We start from the raw sequence: 21,196 nt of genomic DNA, 5'->3' as shown, positions 1-21,196 counted from the left end.
GTATCCTGTGAAAAAGATTGAAGCAATTATTCGTCCAGAAGCCTTTCAACATTTGAGGGAAGGGTTATCTGCAGTTGGAATTAGTGGGTTGACCGTTTCAGAAGCGGCAGGATGTGGGAAACAAAAAGGAAAACAAGGAATTTTTCGCGGAACGACCTTTGAAATACAATTGGTCCCAAAGGTAAAAGTTGAAATGATTGTTGAAGAAGAAAAGCTTGATGAAATTATTGATGTAATTATGTCTCACTGTTCAACCAATACGGTTGGAGATGGAAAAATCTTTATCTACCCTGTTGAAGATGTAATTCGTATTCGTTCTGGTGAACGTGGACGAGAAGCCGTATTATAAGGAGGAATATACAATGAAAAGAAAAATGATATTTTTATTTTCCATTTTTATGCTAATTTCTGCTCCTACTTTTGCTGCATCCCCTACTATCGAAACGGTCCAAGCATCTGTGGATACGATATGGGTGATGATCGCTGCTATTTTAGTTTTCTTCATGCATGCAGGGTTTGCAATGGTTGAAGCAGGGTTTACCCGAAGCAAAAATACGCTAAACATCTTAATGAAAAACTTTTTAACTGTCGCCATTGCATCTGTTTTATATTTTTTAATTGGTTATGGCATTATGTTTGGAACTTCATTCAATGGTGTAATTGGCACAGACGGTTTCATTTTAGCTAATGTTGAAAACATTGGATTCTTCTTATTTCAAGCAGTATTTGCAGCCACTTGTGCAACGATTATTTCCGGTGCTGTAGCTGAACGGATGAAACTACAAAGCTATTTATTGCTAACTATTATTATGACAGGTATCATATATCCCGTTGTTGGCCATTGGATTTGGGGAGGCGGATGGCTATCAAAACTTGGTTTTGTTGATTTTGCTGGCTCTTCCGTCGTTCACTTAACAGGGGCAGCTGCAGCGTTGACTACTGTTTTCTTTCTAGGAGCGCGAATTGGAAAATATTCCGAAAAGGGAGTCAATGCCATTCCTGGACATAATATCCCTATTGGCGCATTAGGTGTTTTCATCTTATGGTTCGGATGGTTTGGCTTTAATGGAGGAAGCTCCTTAGTAGCGGATCCATCACTTGTCCCACACGTCATTACCACTACTCTTCTAGCTGCTTCGGGAGCGATAATCTCCTCTGCGTTTTATACTCAAATACGATTTAATCGTATCGACGCATCTCTAACATTGAACGGTGCATTAGGTGGTTTAGTTGGGATTACAGCTGGATGTGCTAACGTCTCGATTTTTGGTTCGATCATTATTGGGTTAGTGGCTGGAATCATTTTAGTTGAAGCCGTTCGTTTTATCGATGTAAAAGCAAAAATAGATGATCCCGTGGGAGCCATTGCTGTACATGGAATTTGTGGAATTTGGGGAACTCTTGCAGTTGGATTATTTGATGTTTCAAGTGGATTGTTTTATGGAGGAGGCGCATCACTCCTTTTAGTTCAACTGACAGGCGTACTCTCTGTCATTGGCTGGACCGTCCTAACATCTGGTGGTTTAGTGTATATTCTCAAAAAAGCCTTCGGAATCCGCGTTTCACATGAGGAAGAAATAGCTGGTCTTGATTTTGCTGAACATGGTTCAAGTGCCTATGAGTTGAATGAAACAATATTCGATTCAAAGTCAACACCAACTGCACCTTTTGGAAAGGATTTAGTTGAACGATTAAACGGCTTAGGAAGCTCTGAGACTGTCAATAAGACATTGCATTAAAAGATTGAAAAAGCACTCACGATCGACGTGAGTGTTTTTTTCAATCTCCCCCTAACACCCCTTCTACAAATTCATCGAAAACAAATAAGCCCTTATTTCTCTAATGACAAAGAAGGATATAGAAGAGATTGAGCGAATATTTATGGTTTAGGTATGTATCAATATTATTTATGAACTATCTATGGAAACAGCAACCTATATATTTATCATCTATGACACTTAATACATACAGGCTTCCCCCTTACACTTGAAGAAAAGCTAAGAAATTCTAAGAAAATAACGCTTTTAAATTGTGTTGGCTTTAAAGACAGACCATTTACAATTAAACAATATCCGTCTTCCAAATCTAGCTGCTAGGAATAGCCATTTGTTAGAAGTGTTATTTTCTAGAACACGAATAAATACATATTTAAATATGTTGTAGGAGGAGATACAATGAGAATCGGATTAGCGCAAACTAAGTTCCCCAAAACAGCAACAATGGGAGTAAATACGGTGAGAGAGATGATTATTCAGGCTCATAAGCAACATTGTGAGCTTATTTGCTTCCCAGAATCGATCATCCCTGGCCTTCGAGGGGTAGGGTATAAAGTTGATAAATATGACCATCATTTTCAAGCTGGAGCCATAAATGAAATTTGTGCATTAGCAAAGCAAGCAAAGATTGCTGTCATTTTACCAATGGAATGGAAGGATGATCTAGGATATCACCTAGTAGCTTTTGTTATTAATCAATTTGGAGAAATTTTAGGGTATCAAACAAAAAATCAGATCGATCCTGATGAAGATTCCTTCGGCTATGTACCTGGGGATGGGCGACGTTTATTTGAAATCAATAATGTCACATTCGGTATCGTCATTTGCCACGAAGGGATAAGATATCCAGAGACGGTTAGATGGGCAGCCATTCAAGGAGCGAGTATCGTCTTCCATCCTCAATTCACAGGAAATGTCACTAACCCTCACTTCTTTAACAATGCGATGGTGTGCAGAAGCTTAGAAAATAATATATTTTTTGCTAGCGTTAATTATGCAATTGAAAATCAAGGAAGCTGCACTTCTTTAATCTCTCCCTCAGGTGAACGACTAATCGAAGGGAAGAGCAATGTCGAAGAGCTACTCGTATATGATATTGACACAGAAAAAGCCACTCGGCTACTAGCCAAACGCTTTAAACCGGAATTATTAAACGATTTAATGGAATGATAGAAGATAGTAACTTGCGATGACTAGTGTTTTACCTTCATCTATTTTTCATTTATCCATTCATTCATGATACGATTTGTAAAAAAAGGGGGGATTATGTACATTCCCCCTTTTTTGTTTCCATTTAGTTAATGGATGCACTTTAGCCCTCGTTAGCTTTCAATAATATTGATATTATAATCATGAAACCATACGTGAATTTGTGCTAAATGTGCTAAAAGCTGCGGTCCTGTCATTAATTGACCAAACCAAGGAACTTGAAAAGAATTCCCTTCTGACTCTACAATATGCCCCAATCTCTGTTTATCAAATAGCTCATGCAGAACACTGTTTCGATCACTCAAAATATCTTTAAGCCACGCCGTCACTAATTGAGTGTATTCAGGATGATGTGTTTTCGGGTATGGGCTTTTCTTTCGATACAATACTTCATTTGGTAAGGTACCTTCTAACGCTTTGCGTAAAATTCCTTTTTCCCGCCCATCATGCATCTTCATCTCCCATGGAACATTCCACACATATTCAACAAGCCGATGATCAGCAAATGGAACACGTACCTCCAGGCTTGCTCCCATACTCATTCGATCTTTACGATCTAATAACGTTGTCATAAACCATAGCATGTTTAAATAGAAAAGCTCGCGCCGCCTAGCTTCCAAAGGAGTTTCTCCTTCTAAGCGAGGTGTTTCATTCACAGTTTCTTGGTATTTTAATTGAACGTACTCTTGTAAATTCAACCTTTTGCTCCAGTTATCCTTTAAGAGCTTTTGCCTTTCTTCTGTTGACCTCATCCACGGAAAACCAGCTCTATTAAAATCATCTTGTCTATGGAACCACGGGTAGCCTCCAAAAATTTCATCTGCACATTCTCCGGATAATCCTACGACAAAATCCTTTTTAATTTCTCTACAAAACCACAATAGGGAAGAATCGACATCCGCCATTCCCGGTAAATCTCGAACATGAACCGCCTCAACAAGGTTATCTCTTAACTGTTGTTGTGTGATAACACAATTATGGTGAGAAGTTCCCACCGTCTCACTCATCAGCTTTATCCATGCCCCATCTGCATTCGGTTGAAAGCTGTTTGCTTTAAAAAATTGATCATTCCCCTCATAATCAATTGAATACGTGGTTAACGGCCCTTTCCCGTTCTCTTTGTAGCTATTCGCTGCAATGGCAGTTATTGCACTAGAATCTACCCCTCCCGATAAAAAGGTACAAAGGGGTACATCTGACACAAGCTGCCTTGTGATACTATCCGTCACTAAAAAACGTACTTGATCGACGGTCTCTTGAAAAGAATGTTGATGATTTGCGCTTTTTACATTCCAATACCTCCATATTTTTTTTCCGTTTTTTGAAAATATTAATGCGTGTGCGGGACGTAATTCTTCTATTCCTTTAAACACGCCATTTCCCGGAGACCTGGAAGGACCTAACCCTAATATTTCAGCTAAACCTTCTCGATCAATTTCCGTTTTCACATCTTTATGGGCTAATAAGGCTTTAATCTCAGATGCAAAGAGGAGGCTTCCGCTTTTTTCGATAAAGAACAGCGGTTTTACCCCCATTCTATCTCGACCGATAAACACTTCCTCCTTCTCACTATCCCACACAGCAAAAGCGAAAATCCCATTAAGATGCTCTACACATCGCTCACGCCACTCAATGTAAGCTGTTAACAGGACTTCTGTATCAGAATGACCGTTAAACGAATATCCTTTAGTATGGAGAACTTTGCGTAAGTCTTCTGTATTATAAAGTTCTCCATTGTAACATATGGTAAATGAATTTTCTCCTTTGATTTTTGTCATAGGCTGAACCCCACCAATTGGATCTACAACAATTAAACGCTTATGGCCGAAGCCAACATGTCGGTCCAACCATATGTTTGAATCGTCAGGTCCCCGTTTATTTAATGTTTCTGTCATTATTTTTAACCATCTGCTTTCGGCAATCACATTTTGTTTATAATCAATCCAGCCTGCTATGCCACACATGAGTTATCATCCTTTCTTATTAGAAAGTGGGCTTTTTCAAATACATGATTATTTTATGCTTAGGAAGAAAAATAGTTAACTCACAATAGGCGAAACTTTATAGTGGTTTTAGCTAATTTAATAAGGAGAAGTTTTTTCATATACAAACGAGTTGAAAGTTCTTCTTATGCTTTCACAAAACTGTGGCACATAATCACAATGAGGCAATACGTTCAAATAAAAGAACGATACATTTTCACCGTTTTAGCTTTTTTGGTATGAAAGACCATCAAATTGAGCAAACAGATAACGAAAGTGACAAACAGGAAGGAGGGGAATTATTGGAGAACCATCACCGAACTTTGTTATTAGAAGGGCAGTCTCGAGCCTATATAACAGGTACTGTAGAGTATATGAATAACCAATGGGTCTTTTTTGATGATGAGAGCGACGAAGCCACTATGTTAGATTTTTTTACGAGTCATGAGATTGAAGTCTATTACCACGGCCATTGGAAACGGGGAATATTACAAGAAAATGGAGAGCTCAAATTTCAAGCTGAATCATTTTCGCTCCGTGAAAATGATTCTGTAAGGATTCGAAAAAATTTAACTCTTTCCTTAGAAATGTTGTTAGATGAATTAAATGATGATGCTTTCCTTCAGTTTATCACCACTCTCAATTCTCTCCAATTCTCCATTTATGACTGCATCTTCTGCCATAACCACCTCTCATTTTTAGAGGAAAGGAAAGTTCGGCAGGGAGTCAATTTTATTACCTTCGATAATGGAGATGAAATCTGTGGTGTTCAGCATCATTTCAGTTATTATCAAAAACAACGTGACCGGTTTGAATTTACAAAAAGTACTGGAAAGCGAATCATTATTGAAAGGTTTGAATAAAAAAGCTGCCAAATGGCAGCTTTTTATTCATTAAAATCCTAATTTCCCAACATATCCAAGGTACAATGCAGCGATAAAGGAGACTACAAATAAAATCCAAGCTATTCTTGTAGATTTGTTTTTAGTCAGACGTACTAATACCATTTCCATCATCCCAATCACCAATAACCCTACGAGCATCTTCATGCCATACACTGCTGGTTGAATAGTTTGATGGTTAATAAATAATACTCCACCAGTTATAATAATGAGTAAGTAGAACAAGCGTAATACCATATGAACTACTTTCATACCCTGTGCTTTACCACTTCGATGCAGGGCAAAGGCTACAAAAAACAAAATAAGTGCTATTACCCATGTTGTAATATGTGCGTGCGTTTGATTTACCATTTAAAGACCTCCATTTCACATAAAAAATTCCTATCTTATCTTACCATAGATTTTCAACTGGATAAAAGGACAAGCCTCTTATTATTCTATAATATTTGTTAACTCGCCAATTCCTTCAATTGTAACCGTCACTTTATCACCATTTTTTAAATAACTAGGTGGATTCATTCCTTTTCCCACTCCAGCAGGGGTACCGGTCGCAATAATATCACCCGGCTCTAAAGTCATTCCTTGAGATAATGTCGAAATAATTTCTTGAATAGGAAAAATCAAATGCTTTGTATTAGAAAGCTGACGAAGATGTCCATTTACCTCGGTTTTAATAAACAGTTCTTCTGGATGATTCATTTCATCCTTTGTCACAACTACAGGACCCATCGGGCAAAATGTGTCTAAGCTTTTCCCTATAAAAAATTGTTTATGTTTTTTCTGTAAGTCCCGAGCAGTAATATCATTCATAATTGTGTACCCAAACACGTAATCTAGTGCTTGATTATGTGATATATTGCTCCCTTTTCGGCCAATAATAACCGCCAGTTCTCCTTCATAATCAAGCTGACTTGTAATAGTTGAATGAGAGTTAACGGGATGAAGATGCCCTACCACTGAAGACGGAGACTTTGTAAACACAATTAAGTCCGCCGGAATATCAGCAGCACTACCCATTTCAATCGCATGATCACGATAATTTTTCCCAACACACATAATATTTTTTCGAGGAGTTGGAATAGGAGCTAATACTCTTACTTCCTCTCTTGATAATGTAACCTCTTCTTCCTTTCTATCTGCTTTCACTTGATGTAGATGACGTTCTAGAAATGGTCGAAAATAATCGAAAGAAGTAATCATCGCAATGAGCTCTGAAGGATAAAAACCTTCTTTTGCATATATTTTCTCCAGGGACTTCAAACTTATCATTCTAGATTCATATACAATACCAATTGATTCCACATTATCTTTTTGATAGGTTACGAACTTCATTTCACTAGCCCTCCTTACTTTGTTTGTTCGTTATTTAGCCTACGTTTAGTACTTCCATACGTTAAGGTCCTCCAAAGCTTCTCCATTGGGCCATACTGGAAACGTGAAAGCCATATTTCAGCTAAAATAACTTGAATCAAGAATATCCCTACTACAAGCCATGCCCCTGTAATTAGCGTTACCTCTCCGTATAAACCAAGACCGTAAGAATAAAAAATAAATGTACCGATAATAGATTGAGATAAATATATTGTCAGTGACATTTTCCCAGCTTTTGCAAAAGGACGTAGTATTTTATTCATTACATTGTTCATACTTAATAAAACAATAATAGCTGCGTATGCAACAGATAAAAAAGGACCTCCAAGTAAGTCTTGAATAATGGCAAATGAATAATTTGCTTCGATTAAAAATGGCAGTGCTTTAATTCCAATCCCGATTGTTAACGTAACAATCAAAATGGCCACCCATACTCTTTTCATTGCTCGTGCTCTTTGGAGCATATTTAATTTAGAAGCGCCCGCTCCAATCATCATCATCGGCAATATAGACAGCAATAAAAATGGTAAGTTCATCGGTCCATTTACTAAGAACCAGTCTTTGTAGCGCTGCGAAAAAATATCCATAAAGCTGCCTGTTGAATAAGCAGTAACAGCGTTTTCGACCGCTTTCATATCCGTAAAATAAAGCATTTGATTAGGTTCAACAAAGTACGATAATAAAAATAACCCACTAATTAATAACTGAGGAATGAAAAATAATACTATTCCTAAAATCAAAAGTATCTTCCCTGACCATCTCAACATGACTAATAAAATCATGCCAAATAAAGCGTAATTAATTAAAATATCCCCAGACCAAATTAGAAAAGCGTGAATAATCCCAAATCCGAGTAACACGCATAACCTTCTAAATCCTAACGGAAGGAAAGAAACTCCTCGTTCAAGTGAACGTTCTCTTTGAATCACTAGTCCGTAACCGAAGACCATTGCAAAAAGGGGGTAAAAACTTGCTTGGACAAAAATATCCAAAAACATATAGAGAGAGCTCTCTCCTGATTCACTCCACCATTGGTATGGATTGTAATACATAAATGGAGAATGAAATGACATCATATTAATAAGAAAAATCCCCAAGAGAGAAATCCCCCTGATCATATCTAAGGAATCAATTCGGGCCGTTTCTTCAATCGGTCTCATACTTGTCAATAATCTTCCTCTACCTTTCTCTTTTTCTTCAAAACCATTTTCCCTTTTATTCTAACATTTTTCACCTATTAGGCTATAGTCACGTTTTTTCACCTATTTCATAGGCTAACATATATGCAACATAAAGGGTGTGAATAATGATGCCAGGATTTGTTGGGATCATTCAAGTAGTCACGGTCAGCTCAAGTGGTATTGTACACATAGGAGATGTTTTCCAACTTCAACCGAAAGCAGTAGCAAAGACATTTTCTGGAGCTGGATCCTTTATTACAGGAGATGGTCTTCAAGTTTACAATGAACTTTCTAATACTAATGTAAATGATACAGATGGAGTGGATCAACCTATAACTTTTACATTGTGAGTGTGATATTTTATGAACATTTATGTACAACAAACCATTCAAATCCATACTTTAAGAATTGGCAGTGTATCCAATTCGTCCGTTTTACAAATTGGCACATCTGGTTCCATCCAGGCAGCTTCAAACTTATTTAATACTGGTGGTTTTATTAAACCTGCCCCATTAGCTGAGAAAAATGGAATTCAAGAATTCCAAGAGGAAGGGACATTCGTGCCGTTGTCTATTTCCTAGTATTCTAAAAAGAGGTGAAAGCATGTATCAAACTCCATCGAACTGGCAACAAGTGATGAAATACATCGAAGCACAAAATGTAAAAATCAAACAACTTGAAGACATGCTAAACGACCTACAAGTTGAAGTAAACGAATTGAAGGAAAAGCCAATGATGAACGTAGAAAAAATTGAATACAAATTTGACCAATTAAAAGTGGATACACTTGAAGGGACATTAAATATTGGAATGAACCCAAATGACTTAAGTGGGATTGAGGAACTTGCTGTCAACCAGGCAAATGCAAGTGCAGAGGTTATTGAAAATAAAGAACTACGCCAACAGTTAATTGAGAGCATCCAACACTATTTACAAGATGGTTTAATCGCATTGATTCAAGACACAGAAACGCAACTACAGCGAACGTTAGATTCCTCCTACTATGATTTAATCCGAGGAGATCTAGAAAAGCAACTCCCTCAACGAGTTGATTTTTATTTACAAACCTTCCCTGCCTCTGCTTATGAAAAAGGAAATCCTCAAGGAGCGTACGATAAAATTTTCTATAAATTAAAAAATGATATTCATCAAGCTGTATTCGCTTTTATTTCACAAATGCCCTCCGGAATGAACAGAAAGGATGATGGAAATGAACCTCCAAGTCATCAATCGTGACCTCAATGTACGTAATATGAGAGTATCAGGTGTTGCCAGTTCTTCGATGATATTAGTAGGGGATGCAAATACAATCCAACTAGCATCAACTTTTGATACTCCACCTGAATCTTTAATTATTGGTCCGTTTGTGCCAATTGCTCCAAAAGGTTAATGATGAGTAGATACTCGTTTGTCGATGGTGTCAAAGTAAGGTCAATTGTTTTTTCATCCCTCGTGCAAGCTGGGGACACGCAATACCTTAACGGAAACGCTAGGGTTCTTGCTGTTCAACGAGAAAAAGAATGTTTTTTTGGCAATGAAGGGGACCATTTATCTCAATTTAGAGTTTTTAATGAGCCGATTCCTTTTCTATCCGCACCAATACCGACGGAGTTTTCTAAAATTGACTTAACCCCTGCCATTCGGGTCGGAGTCATTGACGTAATTGGGGCATCTACCGTAGGAATTATTCATATAGGAAACATAGGAGACGTTCGGCTTGAATCAAGAATAAAACATATACGTCAACTTGAAAATAAAGAAGAATGAACAGAATTTTGCTTCAATCATAGGATAAAGTGAATCTATTTTTATAAAGGATGTTTCGTATGCCTGCTATAGTTGGTCCTGTTCAAATATTAAACGTAGGTGGAGGAAGTGTACAATTTGGTGATGCTGTTGTCATTTCTCCTAAAACTAGTAGTAAATCATTCGCTGGTTCTGGAGCCTTTAATACTGGACCATTTATCGTGACCTTTAATGGATTTAGTATCACTTCTACCCTTGATGCTGACGGAGTTGATCAGCCGATTGTTGGAAATAATTAAACAACTGAGAGGACAGTTTTCGAAGTGGGAATCCAAGTTATTTTTATTGATTACACAAATTAGGAGCTAGAAAATAATTTCTAGCTCCTAATCAGTTCAATCTTCTATTTGGAGATATTTAGCAGTATGTCCTATTTCTTTTAACTTATCAATTAAAAACTGCTTTTCTTCATTAGCAATAGAAGCAAAATTTTTAGATATTGCTTCTACGTGACTAGGGAAAATTTCATCAAATAACTCTTGTCCTTTTTGGGTAAGAACTACATTTGAAGCTCTGCGATCACGAGGACTTTGCTCTCGTTTAATGAATCCTTTTTTCTCTAACTTATCCACAACGTAAGTAATACTCCCGCTAGGAATAGAAAACTTTTCACTAATTTTTTGGATAGGATGTGGTCCTTTATTGTAAATAAGCTCGAGAATCATAAATTGCTCATGAGTAATTCCCTTGTTTATCATATCCCTTCCCGCATTCGCAAATACCGCTTGAGATGCTTTTCTCAAAACTAGGAAAAGCTTTAAATCAAGTTGACTTTGTTCATCTCCCTGATACATACTATTCCCTCCTACAAAATCTTAGTAACCTTCATTTTACTGTAAGGATAACTAAACTAAATATTATCCTAGTTCGATAAGACATACAACAAAAAAGCAATAATCACTCTATAAACAACTTAAAAAGAATTCACTACATTTTAAGTTCATGACCCCCATCAAAGAAATATAAATATTTTGCTTTAAGCTCCACTCCCATAATTTCCTCAACCGCTTTTTCATACAACTTTAGTTGAGTATCATAGCGCTCTTTTAGGGTCGGCAAAGCCTTTAAAAAATCTCCTTGATAACGTTCCGTAATATTATCTGTTTTATAATCTATCAGTATAAGTCCATCCTCCTCTTCAAACAAACAGTCCATGATTCCTTGGACAAGAATAACTTCTTCTTCATCTGTTGAATGAGGGTATATTTCTTGCGCGCGCACCCCTAAGCTAAATGGTACTTCACGCTGAACGCGCTTTGCTCGAAGTAATCTTTGACCAATTGGTGTAGCGAAGAAGGCAACGATTTTCTCTATTTCTACTACTTCTACCTGCTCCAATGATAAAATTTCTTTTTGATTTAGCCTTTCTAACAATGCCGTAATACTTTGCTCAGTCGGCTCCATCGATAGTGATATATGCTGCATTACAGTATGCATTACTGTCCCTCTTTCTGCAGGCGAAAGCGCTTTTTCCTGTAAAAATTTAGGTCGTTGCATGATTGGCCTTTGAATTTGATTTAAGAGATCCCCACCAGATGCTTCGTCTGACATTTGGAACATTTTTTTGATTTCAGATACAGACTGCTTCGATTTTGTTGTCACAGCCTCTTTATAAGGATAAAGCCAGTTTAATCGATGCTCAATTTCCTCTTTAGTACTCGATTCAAATTCTACAGGTTGTCCTTTTTGAACAATTTCCTTCCATTCTTGCTCACCCTCATCTAACAAGCTTGATCCGTCACTAAAATCACCCTTCGGAAAAAAAGTTACCTTCCAGCAAGATGGGTGGTTAATAATGTTCGGAGAGACCTTACTTTGTTCAAGTTGACCCTCATGCATAAATTCACATGTTCTGTGTCGGACAAGGGAGGGGCCTAACCAGTCAATATAACTAATTGCATTTGCTCGTTCAAAATCACTAAGTAGCCAATCCGTTTGCTGAAGAGCCGTTTTCCATTTTAGTATACTCTTTTCCAAATCTTTCATTGTGGCAACTAAATATAGCTTTTCCTTTGCCCTGGTTAAAGCAACATACAAAACACGCATTTCTTCGGCTATCGTTTCCATCCGTTTTTTACGCTTTAATGCCAATTGAGCAATAGATGGATAGGAAATGCGTTTTTCAGCATTTACGTACTTCGTTCCAAATCCATATTCTTTATCTAAGAGGTAAGGCCGATTCAAATCCATTAAGTTAAATTGCTTTGACAAGCCCGCTATAAACACAACTGGAAATTCTAAGCCTTTACTAGAATGGATGGTCATTAAGCGGACTACATCCTCTTGTTCGCTCAATGCCCTAGCAGTCCCTAAATCGTCTCCTCGTTCACGCATTTTTTCCACAAACCTAAGAAATCGGAATAGCCCACGGAAAGATGTCTCTTCATATGATCGGGCACGATCGTATAAAGCTCGTAAGTTAGCTTGACGTTGTTTTCCACCTGGCATTCCACCGACGAAATCATAAAATTTTGTATCACGATACAACTGCCAAATTAAATCGGATAAGGCACCCTGTCTCGCGCTCGTTCTCCATTTAGTCAAACACTCAAAAAATAGTTGAAGTTTTCCAAAAGCACTTTCTTCTTTCGATGCTTTATTCAAAAACTGTTGGGCAGCTTCATAAAAGGAGCCTGACCGGGAATAAATCCGAATGGCTGCTAGTTCCTCCTCGTCCATTCCAACGATTGGTGAACGAAGTACTGAAGCAAGCGGAATATCTTGATACGGATTGTCGATTACTTTTAACAATGAAACCATCATCGATACTTCTACTGCATCAAAATAACCAGTGGAGAGGTTTGCATATATCGGAATATTCTCAGCTTTAAATTCTTCCATAATTTCTGGTGCCCACGGCATGGAGCGTAGAAGAATGACAATATCACGATATTGAATTGGTCGATAATTTTTCTTCTTGCTATCATAAATAACGGATTGACTATCAATGAGTTCCTTCACTTTCCTTGCCATATATCGAGCCTCAAGTTGTGATTTTTCAAGCTCTAGCTTATTAAATTCGACCCCTTCATTTACATTTTCCTCGTTTTTTTCATCAAGATCGATCAACGCGAGCTCTACCGGATATTCTTCCTCCTTAGGATAGTCCGCTCCTATTTTTAATTCTGCTTCCTCATCATAATGGATTTCTCCCACTTCCACTCCCATAATCTGTTTAAATAAAAAATTTGTCCCCGATAATACTTCTTTGCGACTACGAAAATTTTGAGATAAATCGATTTTGAGACCTGTACGTGCCTCGTTGGAGGAAAACCGATTATATTTACTTAAGAATAAATTCGGCTCTGCTAAACGAAAGCGATAAATAGACTGCTTTACATCTCCTACCATGAAAAGGTTTCCTTGTTCTTCACCATCTTTCGTTATTAAAGAAATAATAGTTTCTTGTACCATATTCGTATCTTGATACTCGTCAACAAGCACCTCCTTGAACTGACGCCGATAAGATATGGCAGCATCAGACGGTGCTCCTTCATTAAGTAAAATCTCAAGGGTGAAATGCTCGAGATCTGAAAAATCAACTAATCCTCGCTCCAATTTTACATTTTGAAAACGCAAAGAAAACTCTTTTACAAGATTCGCTAATGAAAGAATAATAGGCTTCATTTCTCTTAAGTCTTTCAAAAGACTTTCAGGTTGTCTAGAAAAGAATTCCTCAGCTATTTTTTCAATTAACTTTTTCCCTTGTGCACGCAACGCTTTCGCTTCATCTATTTTCTTCGTGGAATACTCCTCTCCTCTACAAGGCTTTAACCGAGAAAATTTCAGCTCTTGAAAACGGACGTACAGCTCCTCCCACGAAGTATTTAATGACTGGCTTAACCCCTCCACAATATCCATGTCTTGTTGAAAATTCTCTCCGTACGGAGCAGGGCCATCTGATTCCCTTGTTAATTCCATTCCGCGCTCATAAGCTGCTCTTGCCCCTTCTAAACTTAAACGAATTTCTCTTTTTATCACATTAAAAAAAGGTAACTGTTGAACTTGATCGACATGTTCATTAACGTCATATAATGTTACGATATCATCTAACCATTTCTCTGGTGTAGGGTGAGAACGCGAGAATAAATAGAGCTCCCTTACCATTTCTTGAAGTGTGATATCGCTTCGGTCGTTTGTAAACGTATCAACTAACGTATAAAACGCCCCATTTTCCTCTTTTCCATACTCATCTTCAAATAGCTCATCCATCACTTCGTCACGAAGCAACTCTCCTTCTATATCATCAGCAATCCTGAAGCTCGGATCAATATCAATTAAATAATAATACTTACGAATGACCTCTAAGCAAAAGGAATGGAGCGTTGAGATAGACGCTTTATTTAATAAATGCAGCTGCTTTCGAATTCGATCCGATGACGGGTTTTGTTCAATCTCCCTTTCTAATGCCTCCCCAATTCGGTGCCTCATTTCAGCTGCTGCTGCATTCGTAAACGTGACAACGAGTAATTCATCGACATTCATTCGGTCTTCCTCAGAGAGTAGCCTCTGAATAATACGTTCAACAAGTACAGCCGTTTTTCCCGATCCAGCAGCAGCAGCAACTAGCACATCTTGATTTTTTGACCAAATGGCTTTCCATTGGTCTTCTGTCCAAATAACATTATCTGGCTTTGTTGGAACCGCGGCTTTACTCATCAGCCAAGACCTCCTCTTTCATACACGCAATAATTTCATCATTTTTTTGTGGTGTTAAAACTTTGTAATCGTTATCCTTAAGCGATTGGTCAAATTGACAAACCGACCGATAAGAACAAAATTGACATGGAGTTCGATCATTCAGTTTATAAGGTGTAATTTCCACATTTCCAGTAATAATTTGTTGACCAGACTCTCGATATTTATTTCGGACATATTTTCTCATTACATCAAAATCCTGTGAAGATGCAACTTTTGACCTTGACGTTAATGAACCATCCTTTTTTAACCCTGCAGAGATAATATTCGAGTTTCCGTTCTCAAGTGTACCGTCCATCAACTTCACAATTTCTGGATTACTGAGAACCAAGCCATTCATCTTAAATTTCTTAAATATCTCTTCTTCAATCTGACCTTGTGTTAGCCGTTTTTTGCTGCTTACAAGTGGGTTATGTACATGGAAGTATAAAACCCCTGCTGGGTTGGCCTCAGTTCCAACCAACGTTTTAGAATGCTCTAGAAGGACATCTAAATAAGTGAGCATTTGTAGGGACAATCCATAATACATTTCGGTGAAATCAAGCTCTTTGATGCTGGACTTGTAATCAATAATACGTAAATATGTTCCTGAATCATCAACTGCTTTATCAACTCGATCGATTCTCCCTTGAAGCTGCATCTTGGTTCCATTAGTTAATGTTAGAGCAAATGGAGGGAGTTCTGCATTGGGACCGAATCCAAGCTCAAGTCCAACAGGTGAAAAACCACTTACCCTAGCATGCTCACTTAATATCATCGATGCTCGTCCAATAATATTTTCTAATTTTCTTTTAATATAATGATGACGATTCGAGCTTAATAATATTTGATTTTGTAGCTTAGGTGCAATAAACTCGACCGCTGCTTTTGCAAGCTTTAAACATTCATCCTTTGATAAGTCAGACCATGCTTTTCTCTCCGTGTTAATGACATCAGCAATCCATTTAAGAGCCCCATGAAACATCTCACCAATATCTGGTGCTTCCAGACGAAAAACTTCTCTTTCACGAAGTTTTAAGCCGTGTGAAGCATAATGAGAAAATGGACAGCTATGGAATAATTCCATGCGTGAAACAGACGCTAAAATTGTTTCACCGTATAGCGCTTCGCTCGTTTCTTTCGTTAATCGTTTTACACGATTTTGATAAAACAGACTAGATAAAATATGCTTTGCACTCACCTTTCTAGTCTTATCTTTCATGTAATAATTGTATACTTCCCACCACATATCTGAAACAGGGTACGCTCGTAGCTTCAGTTGCAACTGTGCAGTCAAATACGAAATGGTGACGTTCGGGTGAGAAATGTATTGCATTTGCTCTTCTGCAGTAAGCTCAGATGGTTCTTGAACGAGAAATTCTTTGTTCACCTCTGGGAACATGTCTTGAAACTTTTTTATATATGGGGACGGTAACAATGCTTTCCCTTCTTCGTTTGCAATTGGATAAGATACATATAATCGTTCTGATGGTGATGTGAACGCTTTGTAAGCAATAAATTCCTCATCCTCAAGCTTCGTTTTGCTACTCGGTGCGATGTTCATTCCAGAAGAGATTAACACTTCACGATCTTCGTCAGACAACACGCCTTCCTCTGGAATTTTTGCTGGAAGGACACCGTCATTAACACCTAACACAAAAGCTGTACGAATATCCGCTAAACGAGAAAGCTCTAAATTTGCAACGATTACTTGATCAATGGCTGGTGGAACGAGGGAGAATTTCATTGATTCAATTCCAGCTTCAAGAATGGAAGTGAATTTTTTGAGCGTGACTTCTTCTTCCCCGAGAATTTCTACATACTGATCGAGCAAGTCCATTACCCCATTCCATGCCTGGTTATGCTCACGAGCGACTACAAGATTTCCTTTTTCTTCAGCCCTTTGTGCAAGTCGCTCCAACTTATCAGGGATATCGAGCTCGTCTAAGTATAAATAGAGCACCTCACACAATTCTCTCACTGTTGCCTTCTTCTTTAAGCGACGGAAAAAGCGAAGAATTGGAGCAGCGATGAATAGTCGTAATTCATTAATTTCATGCTCAATTTGTTTTTCTTCATCTGTTTGAGCGACCGACGTGAGCTCTAATCCACGAAAGCGACGGTATTTCCAGCGATCCTTCTTTAACCACGCATCTCCTTTTATGCCATAGGCAAGTACATAATTCTCCAAGCGATCCATCTGCTCACGAAGCTGTGAGGCATTGCGGTCAAGCGGAAATAGAAGGTCTGTTTTGACAGCACGAAATACAGGTTCATAACGCCAATGCGTATTCATAATATCTAGAGTGGAACGAATCAGTTCAATTAATGGATGATTCAGCATTGTTCGTTTCTGATCAATGAAATATGGGATTTCATTATCATAGAATATTGTTTCCATTATGCTTTGATATTCAGCACTGTTTCGGACTAAGACCGTTATTTCTTTATAACGATAACCTTCCTCACGAGTTAGCCGGCGAATTTCTCTAGCGACCCCCTCCACTTCTGCACGTCGATTGGAGGCCTCAATTAACTTGATGGCCGTTTCTCCGATAAATGGAACAGCTGGACGGTCTTCCCAATACTCTTCAATATGTTCAATACTGTGATGGTTGTATCGCTCAGATTCCTTTAACACGATATCATCTTGTCTTGTAATACCTAATTCTTTCGTTATATTGTCAAGTACATCGTATGTCTCTTCTGTCATTCGGAAAAGGGATTTCGTTTGACCACCCGCTCGATGAGTAGCCCGATCTATCGTTAACGCCACCGTTACATTCTCACAATTTTTCATTAGCTTCTGTATGACCATATACTCTTGAGGAGTAAAGCTATGGAAACCATCTATGTAAACATCTGCTGATTGAATATAGGATGATTGATCGATGGCTTCAGACAGTAATTGAAAATAATCCTCTGTATCAATATATTTACCAACAACAGACTCCTCAAAAGCTTTGTAAATCAACTCTAAATCATGTAATTTATCCTGTAACGCTTTACTTGATTCAGTAGAGGTTTTCTGAACTAACTCTTCAGGTGAGATACAATATCGACGAAATTCGGTTACCATTTGTTCAACATGCCCAACAAAGCCTATTTTATCTGAGGCCTTCTTAAATAGCGTGAGTTCATCCTTTTTTTCATCGATAATTTTTCGAATCAGCATATTTAAACCTACATTGGTAAGATGATATCGCCCCATACCACCTGTCTCTTGTAGAATACGCCAAGCTAGACGAGTAAAGCTATACACTTGTGCCCGAATCATTCCTTTTAACTCAGGGGATGTTACGAGTGCATACTCAGATAAAAACGTCATTTGATCAGGAACCAAATAGATAATTGGTTTTCCATTCGGGTTTGTTCTAAGACTATGACGAACTTCTTCCAGTATCTTAAATGTTTTCCCACTACCGGAACGGCCAACAATAAACTGAACCGCCATCCTCTCACTCCTTCTTCTTTCATATGTATAGTGTAATCGATAAAATATGAAACAAAGGCGCCCTATAAAAAGGACGCTCCTACCGTTCTATAAGATTCTACTAATATCATTGCTCATTTTATTTTCCATACTGCTTCACATCTTACTACTCTGCGTCCGCTTCTTTTAGTACATTGAAAAACGAATACAACCAGCAGGTTCTATAACTTCAAAGTTCATAGTAAAGATGACATGCAATACTAGTTAATCCCTTGATTTTACACTACAAGGAATCTCATTTGAAGTCATATTCAATTTAAATGAGACAAAATAAATGGTAGTTTCGCTTATTATCTCTTACATATATAAACTTCGTGAACATTGACTTCTTTAACTATTAACTAATTCACGATGTTCTAACAAAACTTCTAGCCACTGTGCAGGCCTTTGCTCCGATTCTTCAATGTTTGCTCTATATCGATTAATATATAGAAGCCACCCTAATCCTCTGTATACACAAGCTAGTTGATCTGAAATCTTCAATATTTCTTCTAGCTCCTTCATCGGCGCAAATTTCGTCCATGGTTCTAAATAGCTCGGTCTAAATTCATTTATAATCGTTAGCCATTCTGAATCATACTGAGCCCACTCATGAAGAACATTCCAAAATACCCTTGTACTAAAAAATGGATGTGTTACTGCTGCATCTCCCCAGTCAAAAAAGATGGGTTTTCCCTCCACTAATTGAATATTCCCTGAATGTAAATCTCCATGATCCAAAGAACAGGGGACAATTCCTTCTATCTTGTCACACATCTCTAATAGCTCTTCTTGAATGTTCATAATGGTCACCGTTTTCTCATGACTTAGTCCGGTTTGACACATCTCGTTTAGATTTGATTGAATCTCTCTTTTAAGTATTGGTAACCGGCGGTCTGGAACTCCTAGTTGAATCAGCTGTTCCACATGTTTCGTTTCATTCACCTGCAGCTCAGCATATTCTTGAAGTGCTTGCTTCCATACCTTCTTATCCTTCACTTCTCGTAATGGCTGCCCTTGTAGTTCCTTCATCAACAACCACGGTTTAGCCGGATGGAATGCTGTTACTTCAACTGATTTATCTGAATAAAACGAATGCAAATGGTGCGCTAATTTCCCTTCAAATTTAGCTATTGTTCCACTGTCTTTATAATAGAAAGTTCCTTTATTCGTGGATATTTTTTGGATGACTGTTAAATCGGTTGCCTTTATCTCTTCCATTGTAGCGGTTGGTATTGCCTTAACATTTTCTACTTCTCTCTTTATCCATCTTTCGGCTTCAAGTGTCAGCTTCATCTTATTCACCACTCTTCTCCTCCAAAGAATTACTGTATCTATGTCCCGTTAGCTTTTCGAACTTCGAACAGGACCTACTTTACATCCCTTTGGGCAATACATATCAAGGATCAGCTTTAATAAATGCCTACGAAAGTATAAGTAATATAGCGTCTAGTTAGCTTTTTCAATGAAAAAAGAACTCAAATCTCGAGTCCTCCTACTTTATACTAAATTCCCAATCGTCAATTGGCCAATACCGTAAACCTACTTCCCCTACCACATCGTCAATATCTACAAACCCAAAATGGCGACTATCTGTACTGCCCCTTCTATTATCTCCAAGAACAAAAAGCTTCCCTTCAGGAACTTCAACTGTTAAATCCCCGGTTAGTCTATCGAACAATAATTGCTTTTTAGACTGGTCTAAATAAGGCTCATCTTGCGGTTCACCGTTCACGTATAATACATCATTTTGGTACTGGATTGTATCGCCTGGAACTCCGATGACTCTTTTAACATAATCCTCTTCTCCATTTGCATGAAATACAACAATATCAAACCGGTCAATATCTCCAATAAAATAGCCAATTTTATTCACGATCAGCTTATTCCCATCACGAATGGTAGGTACCATTGATTGACCAATCACAGAATAATTATCGAATAAAAATAAGCGGATGAGGATAAAAAGAATGAACCCTATCCCTAGTGCTTTAATCCACTCTTTAACTTCTCTCTTTATGGTATCCTTCAATTACAGTCCCTCCAGCAAGTCTACCTTCTTTGGTGCTCTTTTATTTTTTGATTTAATCGCACTTCAAGTCGCTTTCCAACTAACCAGAGAATAAAAATAATACCTAGCGCAAGGCCTGTCTTAGTTGGCTGAGTAATCAATGCTCTTAAATCATAACCAATATAACTAATTATAAAGATCATAACCATCTTCCCTGTTAATACAGCTAGCATGTATTGATAAATATTCATTCGTGACAATCCTGCTACAATATTCACAACGGCTGATGGTGTAAACGGAAAACAGAGTAGCAAAAAGAGTGGCCCAAATCCGTGATCTTCAATCCAATTCATCAATCGCTGTACTTTTTGATGACGTTGCAAAAAACGGAGTATTTTTTTTTGCCCGTATTTTCTCACAATTAAAAACACAATAAACGCACCTAAACTTGCACCTATCCATGAAAATAAAAAGCCCCACCATAAGCCGAATGCATTTGCATTTGCTAGAACAAAGAGAAATAATGGTAAAAATGGAAAGAACGCCTCAATCATTGGAAGTAAGATACCCGCAATTGGTCCAAACGATCGATAGTGCTGTATTAATTGCATAATATTGTCTAATGTCAGCCACTCTTTTACTAGTTGCATGTCCATAAAAATTTTTCCCCTTAATGAAAGTCAACATCAACGATTCTTTAATCTGCTTAATTCGAAGTATATCATAGCCTGTTCTATTTCCCTATTAAAACCTTTTAACTTTTAAATGTTGGAACCGTTAAAACATTTTTTATTCCTTATAAAATTCTTT

Annotated in this window: 20 protein-coding genes; 10 read left to right on the top strand and 10 right to left on the bottom strand. The window is 37.7% G+C overall.

The window, feature by feature from the left end; genetic code table 11:
• The first annotated feature begins 7 nt into the window (after positions 1–7).
• The 3 genes from WAK64_RS05445 (at position 8) to WAK64_RS05435 (ending at position 2,945) form a co-directional block, all read left to right on the top strand.
• A complete protein-coding gene (locus WAK64_RS05445) occupies positions 8–349 on the top strand; it encodes a P-II family nitrogen regulator (protein ID WP_336585929.1) in 342 nt (113 codons plus the stop codon).
• A 13-nt stretch (positions 350–362) separates the two neighbouring features.
• Positions 363–1,739, top strand: coding sequence for an ammonium transporter (locus WAK64_RS05440; protein WP_336585928.1), 1,377 nt, complete (start codon positions 363–365; stop codon positions 1,737–1,739).
• 435 nt (positions 1,740–2,174) lie between these two features.
• On the top strand, positions 2,175–2,945 hold the full coding sequence (locus WAK64_RS05435) for a carbon-nitrogen hydrolase family protein (RefSeq protein WP_336585927.1): 771 nt from the start codon (positions 2,175–2,177) through the stop codon (positions 2,943–2,945).
• 152 nt (positions 2,946–3,097) lie between these two features.
• Here WAK64_RS05435 and asnB read toward each other — a convergent pair whose 3' ends face one another.
• Positions 3,098–4,948, bottom strand: coding sequence for an asparagine synthase (glutamine-hydrolyzing) (gene asnB / locus WAK64_RS05430; protein WP_336585926.1), 1,851 nt, complete (start codon positions 4,946–4,948; stop codon positions 3,098–3,100).
• A 320-nt stretch (positions 4,949–5,268) separates the two neighbouring features.
• Between asnB and WAK64_RS05425 the strand changes: the two genes are divergently transcribed.
• Positions 5,269–5,829: a DUF2777 domain-containing protein gene (locus WAK64_RS05425; protein ID WP_336585925.1), complete on the top strand. Its 561-nt coding sequence runs from the start codon at positions 5,269–5,271 to the stop codon at positions 5,827–5,829.
• A gap of 30 nt (positions 5,830–5,859) precedes the next feature.
• On the opposite strand, the gene WAK64_RS05420 is transcribed toward WAK64_RS05425, so the two are convergent.
• From WAK64_RS05420 to WAK64_RS05410, 3 genes are all read right to left on the bottom strand, one after another.
• Entirely contained in the window at positions 5,860–6,219 is a 360-nt protein-coding gene (locus tag WAK64_RS05420; protein ID WP_336585924.1) for a YisL family protein, read from the bottom strand.
• 81 nt (positions 6,220–6,300) lie between these two features.
• Positions 6,301–7,200: a fumarylacetoacetate hydrolase family protein gene (locus WAK64_RS05415; RefSeq protein WP_336585923.1), complete on the bottom strand. Its 900-nt coding sequence runs from the start codon at positions 7,198–7,200 to the stop codon at positions 6,301–6,303.
• A gap of 14 nt (positions 7,201–7,214) precedes the next feature.
• A complete protein-coding gene (locus WAK64_RS05410) occupies positions 7,215–8,399 on the bottom strand; it encodes a DUF418 domain-containing protein (RefSeq protein WP_336586016.1) in 1,185 nt (394 codons plus the stop codon).
• A gap of 149 nt (positions 8,400–8,548) precedes the next feature.
• Between WAK64_RS05410 and WAK64_RS05405 the strand changes: the two genes are divergently transcribed.
• From WAK64_RS05405 to WAK64_RS05380, 6 genes are read left to right on the top strand one after another with little or no spacing between them, the layout of a single operon-like run.
• Positions 8,549–8,770, top strand: a complete 222-nt coding sequence (locus WAK64_RS05405) for a spore germination protein (protein ID WP_336586015.1) — start codon at positions 8,549–8,551, stop codon at positions 8,768–8,770.
• A gap of 12 nt (positions 8,771–8,782) precedes the next feature.
• Entirely contained in the window at positions 8,783–9,001 is a 219-nt protein-coding gene (locus WAK64_RS05400; RefSeq protein ID WP_336585922.1) for a spore germination protein GerPB, read from the top strand.
• A 22-nt stretch (positions 9,002–9,023) separates the two neighbouring features.
• Positions 9,024–9,656: a spore germination protein GerPC gene (gene gerPC, locus WAK64_RS05395; protein ID WP_336585921.1), complete on the top strand. Its 633-nt coding sequence runs from the start codon at positions 9,024–9,026 to the stop codon at positions 9,654–9,656.
• On the top strand, positions 9,631–9,810 hold the full coding sequence (locus WAK64_RS05390; RefSeq protein WP_336585920.1) for a spore gernimation protein GerPD: 180 nt from the start codon (positions 9,631–9,633) through the stop codon (positions 9,808–9,810). The genes gerPC and WAK64_RS05390 overlap by 26 nt, the downstream gene beginning before the upstream one ends.
• A 2-nt stretch (positions 9,811–9,812) precedes the next feature.
• On the top strand, positions 9,813–10,187 hold the full coding sequence (locus WAK64_RS05385; RefSeq protein ID WP_336585919.1) for a spore germination protein GerPE: 375 nt from the start codon (positions 9,813–9,815) through the stop codon (positions 10,185–10,187).
• A gap of 59 nt (positions 10,188–10,246) precedes the next feature.
• Positions 10,247–10,465 (top strand): spore germination protein, encoded by a 219-nt coding sequence (locus tag WAK64_RS05380; protein ID WP_336585918.1) that lies wholly within the window; start codon positions 10,247–10,249, stop codon positions 10,463–10,465.
• Between the two features lie 96 nt (positions 10,466–10,561).
• On the opposite strand, the gene WAK64_RS05375 is transcribed toward WAK64_RS05380, so the two are convergent.
• The 6 genes from WAK64_RS05375 to WAK64_RS05350 all read right to left on the bottom strand — a co-directional run bounded on the left by WAK64_RS05375 (position 10,562) and on the right by WAK64_RS05350 (position 21,042).
• Positions 10,562–11,020, bottom strand: a complete 459-nt coding sequence (locus WAK64_RS05375; RefSeq protein ID WP_336585917.1) for a MarR family winged helix-turn-helix transcriptional regulator — start codon at positions 11,018–11,020, stop codon at positions 10,562–10,564.
• Between the two features lie 133 nt (positions 11,021–11,153).
• Positions 11,154–14,885 (bottom strand): helicase-exonuclease AddAB subunit AddA, encoded by a 3,732-nt coding sequence (gene addA, locus WAK64_RS05370; RefSeq protein ID WP_336585916.1) that lies wholly within the window; start codon positions 14,883–14,885, stop codon positions 11,154–11,156.
• Positions 14,878–18,357 carry a helicase-exonuclease AddAB subunit AddB gene (addB, locus tag WAK64_RS05365; RefSeq protein ID WP_336585915.1) on the bottom strand — a complete coding sequence of 1,160 codons (3,480 nt, stop codon included), beginning with the start codon at positions 18,355–18,357 and terminating at the stop codon, positions 14,878–14,880. The genes addA and addB overlap by 8 nt, the downstream gene beginning before the upstream one ends.
• 369 nt (positions 18,358–18,726) lie before the next feature.
• Complete coding sequence (locus tag WAK64_RS05360) at positions 18,727–19,671, bottom strand: phosphotransferase (RefSeq protein ID WP_336586014.1); 945 nt, start codon at positions 19,669–19,671, stop codon at positions 18,727–18,729.
• A 199-nt stretch (positions 19,672–19,870) separates the two neighbouring features.
• The gene (lepB, locus tag WAK64_RS05355; RefSeq protein WP_336585914.1) at positions 19,871–20,407 is read right to left on the bottom strand and encodes a signal peptidase I; all 537 of its coding nucleotides are present in this window, start codon (positions 20,405–20,407) and stop codon (positions 19,871–19,873) included.
• Between the two features lie 20 nt (positions 20,408–20,427).
• The gene (locus tag WAK64_RS05350) at positions 20,428–21,042 is read right to left on the bottom strand and encodes a TVP38/TMEM64 family protein (RefSeq protein ID WP_336585913.1); all 615 of its coding nucleotides are present in this window, start codon (positions 21,040–21,042) and stop codon (positions 20,428–20,430) included.
• Between the last annotated feature and the right edge of the window lie 154 nt (positions 21,043–21,196).

Source organism: Bacillus spongiae, from assembly GCF_037120725.1.
In the GTDB taxonomy this organism is placed as follows: Bacteria; Bacillota; Bacilli; order Bacillales; family Bacillaceae_K; genus Bacillus_CI; species Bacillus_CI spongiae.
This window is presented reverse-complemented; position numbering and strand designations above follow the sequence as displayed.

Excerpts from the sequence above, each read along its gene's own strand:
- WAK64_RS05440 (WP_336585928.1), top strand. The coding sequence starts at position 363 with ATGAAAAGAAAAATGATATTTTTATTTTCCATTTTTATGCTAATTTCT.
- WAK64_RS05435 (WP_336585927.1), top strand. The coding sequence starts at position 2,175 with ATGAGAATCGGATTAGCGCAAACTAAGTTCCCCAAAACAGCAACAATG.
- asnB (WP_336585926.1), bottom strand. The coding sequence starts at position 4,948 with ATGTGTGGCATAGCAGGCTGGATTGATTATAAACAAAATGTGATTGCC.
- WAK64_RS05420 (WP_336585924.1), bottom strand. The coding sequence starts at position 6,219 with ATGGTAAATCAAACGCACGCACATATTACAACATGGGTAATAGCACTT.
- WAK64_RS05415 (WP_336585923.1), bottom strand. The coding sequence starts at position 7,200 with ATGAAGTTCGTAACCTATCAAAAAGATAATGTGGAATCAATTGGTATT.
- WAK64_RS05410 (WP_336586016.1), bottom strand. The coding sequence starts at position 8,399 with ATGAGACCGATTGAAGAAACGGCCCGAATTGATTCCTTAGATATGATC.
- WAK64_RS05405 (WP_336586015.1), top strand. The coding sequence starts at position 8,549 with ATGCCAGGATTTGTTGGGATCATTCAAGTAGTCACGGTCAGCTCAAGT.
- WAK64_RS05400 (WP_336585922.1), top strand. The coding sequence starts at position 8,783 with ATGAACATTTATGTACAACAAACCATTCAAATCCATACTTTAAGAATT.
- gerPC (WP_336585921.1), top strand. The coding sequence starts at position 9,024 with ATGTATCAAACTCCATCGAACTGGCAACAAGTGATGAAATACATCGAA.
- WAK64_RS05390 (WP_336585920.1), top strand. The coding sequence starts at position 9,631 with ATGAACCTCCAAGTCATCAATCGTGACCTCAATGTACGTAATATGAGA.
- WAK64_RS05385 (WP_336585919.1), top strand. The coding sequence starts at position 9,813 with ATGAGTAGATACTCGTTTGTCGATGGTGTCAAAGTAAGGTCAATTGTT.
- WAK64_RS05380 (WP_336585918.1), top strand. The coding sequence starts at position 10,247 with ATGCCTGCTATAGTTGGTCCTGTTCAAATATTAAACGTAGGTGGAGGA.
- WAK64_RS05375 (WP_336585917.1), bottom strand. The coding sequence starts at position 11,020 with ATGTATCAGGGAGATGAACAAAGTCAACTTGATTTAAAGCTTTTCCTA.
- addA (WP_336585916.1), bottom strand. The coding sequence starts at position 14,885 with ATGAGTAAAGCCGCGGTTCCAACAAAGCCAGATAATGTTATTTGGACA.
- addB (WP_336585915.1), bottom strand. The coding sequence starts at position 18,357 with ATGGCGGTTCAGTTTATTGTTGGCCGTTCCGGTAGTGGGAAAACATTT.
- WAK64_RS05360 (WP_336586014.1), bottom strand. The coding sequence starts at position 19,671 with ATGAAGCTGACACTTGAAGCCGAAAGATGGATAAAGAGAGAAGTAGAA.
- WAK64_RS05350 (WP_336585913.1), bottom strand. The coding sequence starts at position 21,042 with ATGGACATGCAACTAGTAAAAGAGTGGCTGACATTAGACAATATTATG.